General features: G+C 70.0%; 8 protein-coding genes. 4 read left to right on the top strand and 4 right to left on the bottom strand.

The genetic code is table 11. The features are described from left to right. Window positions 1-108: 108 nt before the first annotated feature. Window positions 109-1,325 (bottom strand): IS3 family transposase gene (locus KIP79_RS45610; protein ID WP_214111329.1). Its coding sequence is split into 2 segments (ribosomal slippage): window positions 109-1,013 and window positions 1,013-1,325, totalling 1,218 coding nucleotides; the frame shifts between segments, so codons are not numbered across the junction. A gap of 259 nt (window positions 1,326-1,584) precedes the next feature. Between KIP79_RS45610 and KIP79_RS45605 the strand changes: the two genes are divergently transcribed. From KIP79_RS45605 to KIP79_RS45595, 3 genes are all read left to right on the top strand, one after another. Next, window positions 1,585-2,037, top strand: a complete 453-nt coding sequence (locus tag KIP79_RS45605; RefSeq protein WP_214111328.1) for a gamma-glutamylcyclotransferase family protein — start codon at window positions 1,585-1,587, stop codon at window positions 2,035-2,037. 445 nt (window positions 2,038-2,482) lie between these two features. Then, entirely contained in the window at window positions 2,483-3,286 is an 804-nt protein-coding gene (locus KIP79_RS45600) for a purine-nucleoside phosphorylase (protein WP_214111327.1), read from the top strand. After that, complete coding sequence (locus KIP79_RS45595) at window positions 3,287-4,948, top strand: phospho-sugar mutase (protein ID WP_214111326.1); 1,662 nt, start codon at window positions 3,287-3,289, stop codon at window positions 4,946-4,948. Here KIP79_RS45595 and KIP79_RS45590 read toward each other — a convergent pair. The 3 genes from KIP79_RS45590 to KIP79_RS45580 form a co-directional block, all read right to left on the bottom strand. Continuing rightward, complete coding sequence (locus tag KIP79_RS45590; RefSeq protein ID WP_214111325.1) at window positions 4,945-5,550, bottom strand: PH domain-containing protein; 606 nt, start codon at window positions 5,548-5,550, stop codon at window positions 4,945-4,947. The genes KIP79_RS45595 and KIP79_RS45590 overlap by 4 nt on opposite strands. After that, the gene (locus tag KIP79_RS45585; RefSeq protein ID WP_214111324.1) at window positions 5,547-6,623 is read right to left on the bottom strand and encodes an adenosine deaminase; all 1,077 of its coding nucleotides are present in this window, start codon (window positions 6,621-6,623) and stop codon (window positions 5,547-5,549) included. Before KIP79_RS45585 ends, KIP79_RS45590 begins: the two co-directional genes overlap by 4 nt. A 69-nt stretch (window positions 6,624-6,692) precedes the next feature. Further along, a complete protein-coding gene (locus KIP79_RS45580) occupies window positions 6,693-7,256 on the bottom strand; it encodes an AMIN-like domain-containing (lipo)protein (protein ID WP_214111323.1) in 564 nt (187 codons plus the stop codon). Between the two features lie 156 nt (window positions 7,257-7,412). Here KIP79_RS45580 and KIP79_RS45575 point away from each other — a divergent pair, with 156 nt between their 5' ends. After that, window positions 7,413-8,243, top strand: a complete 831-nt coding sequence (locus tag KIP79_RS45575) for a phosphoribosylaminoimidazolesuccinocarboxamide synthase (protein WP_214111322.1) — start codon at window positions 7,413-7,415, stop codon at window positions 8,241-8,243. The last annotated feature ends 194 nt before the right edge of the window (window positions 8,244-8,437 follow it).

Raw genomic sequence — 8,437 nt, 5'->3', positions numbered from 1 at the left:
GGTAATGGAGGGGGCGGGTGGGTGGGAGAACCGCGGCAACCAGAATCCCCCGGGCACCGGCTCCACACGTAGTTGGGGGGGTTCCCCCCGAAGTGTGGACACCGGCTGTTATGCGGCGACTGGCACCTTATCGGGCTGCTGCTCGTAGTCCACTGGGCTGACCTGGCCCAGGGCGGAATGTCTCCTTCGGGTGTTGTAACGAATGATCCACTTGAAGACCTCCAGACGGGCCTGGCGGGCCGAGGGCCAGTGCCTGGCGCCCTGCAGCGTCTCGCGTTTGAGGGTGGCGTTGAACGCCTCGGCGGCGCTGTTGTCGGCGCTGGTGCCCACGGCGCCCATCGACTGGCGCACGCCAAGCTCGGCGCACACCCTGGCGAAGGCGTCGGAGGTGTACTGCACCCCGTGATCGGAGTGGAAGACCGCTCCGTCCAGGCCGCCTCGCGTGGCGGCGGCCGAGCGCAGCGCGTCGATGACCAGCTCGGTGCGCATGTGCTCGGCGATCGACCAGCCCGCCAGACGCCGCGAGTGCAGATCCAAGACCGTCGCCAGGAACAGGAACCGCCCGTCCTCGACGGGCAGATAGGTGATGTCGCCCACGTAGCGCCGGTTGGGGGCCGGCGCTGTGAAGTCCCGCCCGATCAGATCGGGCACCTTGCGATGCGGGGGCTCGCCGATCGTGGTGCGCACCTTCTTGCGCAGGTGCAGCCCGGCGATGCCGCAGGCGCGCATGATGCGCTCGACCCGCTTGTGGTTGACCTTCGTGCCCTGCGCGCGTAACTCGGCGGTCACCCGCGGACTGCCGTAGGTGCCGTCGAACTCGGTGTGGATGCGCCTGATCCGCTCGGCCAGGGCGGCGTCGGCGGCCGCGCGTGCCGATCGGGCCGCCGCCGCGCCCGCCCATCGGTAGAAGCCGGAGCGGGAGACGGCAAGAACCCGGCACAACCGCTTGACCCCGAAGGCGTCGCGGTGGTCGGCGACGAACTGAAAGCGGCTCACCAGTTCGTCTCGCCCGCGAAATACTTGGCCGCCCGGCGCAGAATGTCGCGCTCCAGCTCCAGTTCCCGGATCCGGGCACGGAGCTGCTTGTTCTCCTCTTCCAGCACCTCTTGCAGCACGGCGTCGGAGGATACCGGCCCGTTCGCCGGCTTGGCGGGCGGCCCCGCCTTCGCCGCGGCGGTGCCGTCCCTGCGGGCCTGGCGCACCCACAGGCGCAGGGTTTCCCGGTTGACCCCCAGGTCCTTGGCCACCGACGCGTAGGTGCGCGCCGGGTCAGACAGGTACAACGCGACAGCGTCCGCCCTGAACTCAGGCGAGTACGACTTCACGTGGAACTCCTTGTCTCCGGATCTTCATCATCCGGCACTCAAGGTGTCCACACTTCAGGGGGAAGGCCCTTGGTTTCCGAGGTAATCCCATCCCCCCAGCCCAGTTTGACCTCCGGTCGGGCCCGGCTCCGCTGGGATGGTCGGCTGTCGTTCCGACGCACGGAAGATTGGTTGCCGGATCGGGGTTCAACGGAGTGGCGGGGAATGGCCCGGTGATGACGCGGTCTTGCGGGGCGATCTTGGATTAGGCTTGTATGCCGTGCCTGTCTACGCCGCCTTCGCGAGCAATATGGATCCCAAGCAGATGGCCGAGCGCGCGCCGCACTCGCCGATGCGGGGAACCGGGTGGCTGGTCGGCTGGCGGCTGACCTTCGGTGGGGAGGACGTGCACTGGGAAGGTGCCCTCGCCACCATCGTGGAGGACCCCGACGACCAGGTCTTCGTGGTGCTCTATGACGTGCCCGAGTGGGACGAGCCGTCGCTGGACCGGTGGACCGGCACCGAGCTGGGACTCTACCGCCGGGTGCGGCTCCGGGTGGCCACCCTGGACGGCGACGTGCTCGCCTGGGTCTACGTGCTGGACACCTACGAGGGCGGCCTGCCCTCGGCCCGCTACCTGGGCATCATCGCGGACTCGGCGGAGAAGGCCGGCGCCCCGGACGACTACGTGACGGCGCTCCGCAAGCGCCCGTGCAAGTCACTCGGCAACTAGCCACAGGTTCCAGCCCAACAAACAGCTGAACAACCAGCCACACGACCCGGCCCAACAACCGCTGAAGCGACCAACCGCAAGATCCTGCTCAGCAACCGCTGAAGCGACCAACCACAGGATCCGGGCCAACAGACAGCCGAACAACCAACACACGACCCAGCCCAACAAACCCGCTCGGCAACCGGCAAGGGACCCGGTCCAGCAAACGGCTGAACGACCAGCCACACGACCCGGCCCAGCAAACCGCTGAGCGACCAACCACAGGATCCGGGCCAACAAACAGCTGAACAACCAGCCACACGACCCGGCCCTACAAACCCGCCCGGGAACCGGCCATCGGGACCGGCCCAACAAACTCCTAGGCAACTAGCCACAAAATGTGGGTGACGGTTTGTGGCAGATGGGGGCCCAGGTTCTGGTTGACCGCTTCTGTACCCTCGGTCTGGTGAGCAACGATCCGTACTCCCTCGCCACCGAGGCCGCAGCCGTCCTGCGCCGCCGGACCGGGGTGGATGACTTCGATGTGGCCCTGGTGATGGGGTCGGGCTGGGTGCCTGCCGCCGATGCGATCGGTGAGACGGTGGCGGAGATCCCGGTGACCGATCTGCCGGGGTTCGCCGCCCCTGCCGTGGCGGGACACGCCGGCAAGGTGCGTGCCGTGCGTACCTCGTCCGGGCGGCACAGCCTGATTTTCCTGGGCCGTACCCACCTGTACGAGGGGCGCGGCGTGGAGCCGGTGGTGCACAACATCCGGACGGCCGCCGCCACGGGGGTGCGCGTGGTCGTGCTCACCAACGCGGCCGGCGGGCTGCGCCCGGAGACCCAGCGGGTGGGCGAGCCGATCCTGATCAGCGACCACATCAACATGACCGGCGCCAACCCGCTCACCGGTTCCACCTTCCTGGACCTCACCCACGTCTACGCGCCCCGCCTGCGCGCGCTCGCCCGCGAGGTGGATCCCACCCTCGCCGAGGGCGTGTACGTGGCCTTCCGCGGCCCCACCTACGAGACCCCCGCGGAGATCCGCATGCTCCGCACCCTGGGCGGGGACATGATCGGTATGTCCACCGTGCTGGAGGCCATCGCCGCCCGCGAGGCCGGGGCCGAGGTGCTCGGTGTCTCGCTGGTGACCAACCCGGCGGCGGGGCTGGTCGGCGAGCCGCTCAACCACGAGGAGGTCCTGGCCGTGGGCCGGGCCACCGCCACGCGCATGGGCGACCTGCTCGGCCAGGTTGTGGACAAGCTCTAGATGTCCATCGATCTGCTTCAACTGGCCAAGGATTGGCTGGCACAGGACCCCGACCCGGCGACCCGGGCCGAGCTGACGGCGCTGCTGGACGACCAGGCGGCGCTGCGTGACCGGTTCGGCGCCAAGCTGGAGTTCGGCACCGCCGGGCTCCGGGGCGAGCTGGGCGCGGGCCCGAACCGTATGAACCGGGTGACCGTGATGCGCGCCGCGGCCGGGCTGGCCGCCGTGCTCGGCCCCGGCAGGCTGGTGGTGGTCGGCTTCGACGCCCGCCACAACTCCGACGTCTTCGCCAAGGACACCGCGGCGGTGCTGACCGGCGCCGGGCTGCGGGTGGCGCTGATGAGCGACCGTTTCCCCACCCCGGTGCTGGCCTTCGCGGTGCGGCACCTGGGCGCCGACGCCGGGGTCATGGTGACCGCCTCGCACAACCCGCCCAGGGACAACGGCTACAAGGTCTACTGGGGGGACGGCACGCAGATCGTGCCGCCGGTGGACGAAGAGATCTCCCGGGCCATCGACGCGGTCGGCCGGGTGGATGAGCTGCCCCTGGGGGACGCCTGGCGGACGCTCGGGCACGCCGACATCGTGCAGCCGTATCTGACGGCGGTGGGCGGGCTGGCGCTGGGGGACGCGCGGGAGTTGCGGGTGGCGTACACGCCGCTGCACGGGGTGGGCGGGGCCACGCTGGCGGCGGCGTTCATCCAGGCCGGGTTCAAGTCGCCGATGATGGTGGGCGCGCAGGTCCGGCCGGATCCGGACTTCCCCACCGTGGCGTTCCCCAACCCGGAGGAGCCGGGGGCGATGGATCTGGCTCTGGAGCTGGCCTCGGCGCCGGCCGTGCAGGCGGACATCGTGCTCGCCAACGACCCGGACGCGGACCGGTGCGCGGTGGGGGCGCGGCTGCCGGACGGGCGGTTCCGCATGCTCACCGGGGACGAGGTGGGCGGCCTGATCGGCGAGCACGTGCTCCGGCACACCTCGGACCCGGACCGGCTGGTGGCCACCACCATCGTGTCCTCCTCGCTGCTCGGGAAGATCGCCGCCGAGCACGGGGTGGTATGCCGGGAGACGCTCACCGGCTTCAAGTGGATCATGAAGGCCGGTCCCGGCCTGGTGTACGGCTACGAGGAGGCCCTCGGCTACAGCGTCGGCTCCGACGCCGGGCTGCCCGTGCACGACAAGGACGGCATCGGCGCCGCGCTCACCATCGGCGCCATCGCCGCCCAGGCCAGACGGGACGGCCGCACGCTGATCGACCTGCTGGACGACCAGGCCCGCCGGTACGGCCTGCACGCCACCGCCCAGCTCTCCGCCCGGGTGGCGGACCTGTCCGAGATCACCCGCGCGATGGACCGCCTGCGCGCCGCACCCCCTGCCGAGCTCGGCGGGCGGACGGTCGAGTCAGCCGAGGATCTGGCGACGGGCTCGGCGGAGCTGCCGCCCACCGACGGCCTCCGCTACCGCCTGTCCGGCGGGGCCAGGATCGTGGTCCGCCCCAGCGGCACCGAACCCAAGCTCAAGTGCTACCTGGAGGTGGTCGTCCCGGTCACCGGCGAGGTGGCGCAGGCCAGGGAACGCGCCACCGCCGAACTGGCCGCGCTCAAGTCCGACCTGGCCCGAGCCCTCGGCCTGGAAGCCGGCCAGAACGGCCAGAGCGCCTAGAGCGCCGCGATCACGGCCGCGACCACCAGCACGACGGTCGCGGCCGAGGCGGCCAGCGCGTACGGCGACCAGGTGACGGTGGTCTCGCCGGTGGCGGTGCGCCCCCGTTTGGCCGACAGGTCGCGGATCTGCTCGGCCACCCAGTCCGCGTGGGTACGGCCGGCCATCGCGTCCAGCGCGGCCTGCTCGGCCTTGGACCGGACCGGCTCGGTGCGGGGGTACCGGCTGGGGCGGCCGCCGGTGCTCGTGCCCCGCCGGCTCGCCTTGGCCCGCTCCCGGGCGGTGGGCTGCGGGGTCCAGCAGCGCACCTCCAGGTCGCCCGCCTGGATGGTGATCGCGCTGCTGACCTGCACCTCGTCCACCTTGTTCCAGGGCACGAAGACGGTCCGGAACGGGTTCCTGATCCGGACCCCGCCCTCCTCGGTGATGGTGGCGGGGCGCAGCGACATCATGAAGACCAGGTAGGTGATCACCCCGAGCACGGCGCCCACCACCAGGGCGACCGGCATCGTGCCGCGGATCACCAGGTCGGCGATGTTCACCGCGGCGAAGGCCAGCCAGACCCAGCCGAGCACCCAGGCCAGCCTCGACCGGTAGATCATGAGCGCCACTTGAGCTGGGCGAACCCCGGCTTGATCACGCCGTTGATCAGCGCCAGCCGCTCGTCGAACGGGATGAAGGCCGACTTCATGGCGTTGACCGTGAACCACTGGAGATCGTCCCAGTCGTACCCGAACGCCTCCACCAGCTTGGCGAACTCCAGGGAGACCGAGGTGGCGCTCATCAGTCGGTTGTCGGTGTTGACGGTGACCCGGAAGTAGAGGCGGCGGAGCAGGCCGATCGGGTGCTCGGCGATCGAGGCGGCGGCGCCGGTCTGCAGGTTGGAGGTGGGGGCCATCTCCAGCGGGATGCGCTTGTCCCGGACGTAGGCGGCCAGCCGGCCGAGCTTGGCCTCGCCGTCGGCGGAGACCGCGATGTCGTCGATGATGCGGACCCCGTGGCCGAGCCGGTCGGCGCCGCACCACTGGAGGGCCTGCCAGATGGAGGGCAGCCCGAAGCCCTCGCCCGCGTGGATGGTGAAGTGCGCGTTCTCGCGCTGGAGGTACTCGAAGGCGTCGAGGTGGCGGGTGGGAGGGTAACCCGCCTCGGCCCCGGCGATGTCGAAGCCGACCACGCCGACGTCGCGGTAGCGGACCGCCAGTTCGGCGATCTCCATGGACCTGGCCTGGTGGCGCATGGCGGTCAGCAGCGCGCCGACCCGGATGTTCCGGCCTGCCGAACCCTGCCGGAACCCCTCGTTGACGGCCTCGACCACCTCGTCCAGGCTGAGCCCGCCGGAGATGTGCAGCTCCGGCGCGTACCGCACCTCGGCGTAGACCACGCCGTCGGCGGCGAGGTCCTCGGCGCACTCGGCCGCGCACCGGATCAGCGCCTCCCGGCTCTGCATCACGCCGAACGTGTGCTCGAAGGTCTCCAGGTAGCGTTCCAGCGATCCGGAGTTCGCCGCTTCCTGGAACCAGGTGGCCAGGTTGGCGGGATCGGTGGAGGGCAGCTTGCCGTACCCGGAGTCACGGGCCAGGTCGATGATCGTCTCGGTCCGGAGGCCCCCGTCGAGGTGGTCGTGGAGGAGCACCTTCGGGGCCTGCCTGATCTGCTCAAGCGTGGGCTGGCTCATCCCGGCATCCTATCGCCACCTGCGAAAACGGCGATGTAGCAGAGTTTGCCGATTTCCTGCCGGGGGGTTTCAGTGCGCGACGTCGATGACCAGGCGATACGGCTTCTTCAGTTCGGTGATCCGGAAGGCCGCCTTCCGCTTGAGCACCAGGCCCACGCCGACCTGGCCTTCGAAGTCGCCGGTGTTCACCACGTGGGTGATGTTGCCCAGATCGGCTTTGAAGATCGGCCCGCCCTTCCAGGTGGGTTTGGCGGTGTTCTCGTCGTGCGCCCGCGCCCAGGCCAGCGTGAGGCTCAGGTACGCCTTGCCCTTGGCCTTGACCGGGTTGCCGGAGCCGTCGTAGGTCAGCTTCTTCACCCAGCGGGCGGTGTAGCCGGGCATGGCCTTCTTGAGGTCGATCACGACCCGGTCGAAGCCCTTGTGCCGGGCGTACCGGACGCCGGTGACGAGGGCGGGAACGGTCCATTCCCGTTTTACGGTGACTTCGGCCGTGCTGGTGGGTACGGGGGTCGCCTGCACCACGGGCGTGGTGTGAGCGACCTTGCTGAACTCGGGTACCAGGTCGCCCTGGGTGCCGCAGGCCGCGGCGACCAGGACGACGGGAACCAGCGCGAGTACGTTTCGGCGATTCATGTCGATTCCTATGGTTCGAGGGTGTTTCTTCTCCTTCTGTTAGATGCGCGAATCAACCGCGATGTTCGCCGTTTCGCGGTACAGCACCACCCATCGCGCCGCACTGAACAGGCCCCTCTAGGCTGGCCACGGAGATCCATCGAGTAAGGGACAACCGTGAAGCTGATCCACTCCGGGAAGGTGCGCGACGTCTACGAGGATCGGGGGGACATCATCCTGGTCGCCTCCGACCGCGTCTCGGTGTACGACGTGATCCTGCCCACCCCGATCCCGGACAAAGGCAAGATCCTCACCCAGCTCTCGCTCTGGTGGTTCGAGCAGCTCGCCGACGTGGTGCCCAACCACGTCATCTCGGCCACCGACGTGCCCGCCGAGTTCGCCGGGCGGGCGGTGCGCTGCCGGCGGCTGGACATGATCCCCGTGGAGTGCATCGCCCGGGGTTATCTGGCCGGTATGGGCCTCAAGGAGTACCAGCGCGACGGCGCGGTCTCCGGGGTGCCGCTGCCGCCGGGGCTGGCCGAGGGCTCCCGGCTGCCCGAGGCCATCTTCACGCCGACCACCAAGGCCCAGCTCGGGGCGCACGACGAGTTCATCACCTTCGAGGAGGTGACCGCCGAGCAGGGGCCCGAGCTGGCCGCCGAGCTGCGCCGCCTGACCCTGGAGGTCTACCGGCGCGGGGCCGAGCTGGCCCGTGAGCGCGGCATCATCATCGCCGACACCAAGCTGGAGTTCGGGCTGGACGCGGCGGGCACGCTCACCCTCGGGGACGAGCTGCTCACCTCCGACTCCTCCCGGTTCTGGCCACTCGCCGACTGGGAGCCGGGGCGTCCCCAGCACGCCTACGACAAGCAGTTCGTCCGCGACTGGGCCACCGGCACGGACTGGGACAAGCAGTCCCCGGCGCCCGAGATCCCCACCGGGATCGTGGACGCCACCCGAGCGCGTTACGTCGAGGCGTACGAACGCCTGACCGGCAAAGCCTGGTAGGTCACTCCTCGCCGTTAACGCAGGTGAAGAGTCCTCACCGTACCGGCGCCAAAGCGGCGGGCCATTCCGAGCGATACCCACCCGGCGGAGCCGGGGTCCGACCGAAGGTCAAAACGGGCGGGTGGGTGGGACGACCACCGCAATCGGGCGGGTGGGGGGAAGAACCAACCCGCTGAGCGATGTCTAGGCCTCGA

Source organism: Acrocarpospora catenulata (assembly GCF_018476525.1).
In the GTDB taxonomy this organism is placed as follows: Bacteria; Actinomycetota; Actinomycetes; order Streptosporangiales; family Streptosporangiaceae; genus Acrocarpospora; species Acrocarpospora catenulata.
The sequence above is the reverse complement of the archived record's forward strand: the minus strand, read 5'-3'. Positions and strand labels throughout refer to the sequence as shown.